This is a genomic window from Acinetobacter sp. LipI_23 (assembly GCF_058243045.1).
Genome location: NZ_JBZAYJ010000012.1, coordinates 1 through 1137 on the forward strand (window position 1 = coordinate 1; position 1137 = coordinate 1137).

At 35.8% G+C, this 1137-nt stretch carries 1 protein-coding gene; it reads right to left on the reverse strand.

All coding sequences use genetic code 11. From position 1 onward, the window contains the following. Window positions 1-1066, reverse strand: a protein-coding gene (locus tag AC4CVD_RS18605; RefSeq protein WP_490753681.1) for an IS4-like element ISAba1 family transposase whose coding sequence is annotated in 2 segments (ribosomal slippage) — window positions 1-526 and window positions 526-1066 — 1067 coding nt annotated over the 2 segments. Because the reading frame shifts where the segments join, the coding sequence is not laid out codon by codon here. This gene is flagged as partial in the annotation. Between the last annotated feature and the right edge of the window lie 71 nt (window positions 1067-1137).

Below are 1137 nucleotides of genomic sequence, written 5' to 3' on the forward strand. Positions count from 1 at the left end.
TTCTGCCTTCTTAAAATTGCCAAAATTTCCTTAAACTCTTCTTTTTTCCCAAAACCAATTAAACGCTGAATCGCCATTTGAACATAGTCTAAACCATAGCGAAATAAACTCATTGAGAGTCGTCCATGCTTCTTTATTTTTATCGCTTTTTTTTGATCATGTTGCCATTCACCCGTTAAGTAACACCAACAGAAGCTTATAGCTAACACCGCAATCAATTTTTTCACTCGTCTAGGGTCTGTCAAGCGCGTATTTTCAAGATTAAACCCGCGTCCTTTGAGACAACTGAATAAGGTTTCAATTTCCCAGCGTAATGCATAATCCTGAATAGCATTGGCATTAAACTGAGGAGAAACGACGAGTAAAAGCTCTCCATTTTCTAACTGTAGTGCACTTATATATAGTTTCACCCGACCAACCAAAATCCGTCGTTTACGACATTCAATTTGACCAACTTTAAGATGGCGAAATAAATCACTAATTTTATGATTCTTTCCTAAATGATTGGTGACAATGAAGTTTTTTTAACACGAATGCAGAAGTTGATGTCTTGTTCAATTAACCATGTAAACCACTGCTCACCGATAAACTCTCTGTCTGCGAACACATTCACAATACGGTCTTTACCAAAAATGGCTATAAAGCGTTGAATCAAAGCAATGCGCTCTTTCGTATCTGAATTTCCACGTTTATTAAGCAATGTCCAAAGGATAGGTATCGCTATTCCACGATAAACGATTGCGAGCATCAGGATATTAATATTTCGTTTTCCCCATTTCCAATTGGTTCTATCTAAAGTCAGTTGCACTTGGTCGAATGAAAACATATTGAAAATCAACTGAGAAATTTGACGATAATCAAAATACTGACCTGCAAAGAAGCGCTGCATACGTCGATAAAATGATTGTGGTAAGCACTTGATGGGCAAGGCTTTAGATGCAGAAGAAAGATTACATGTTTGCTTTAAAATAATCACAAGCATGATGAGCGCAAAGCACTTTAAATGTGACTTGTTCCATTTTAGAGATTTGTTTAAGATAAGATATAACTCATTGAGATGTATCATAGTATTCGTCGTTAGAAAACAATTATTGTGACATTATTTCAATGAGTTATCTATTTTTGTCGTGTACAGAG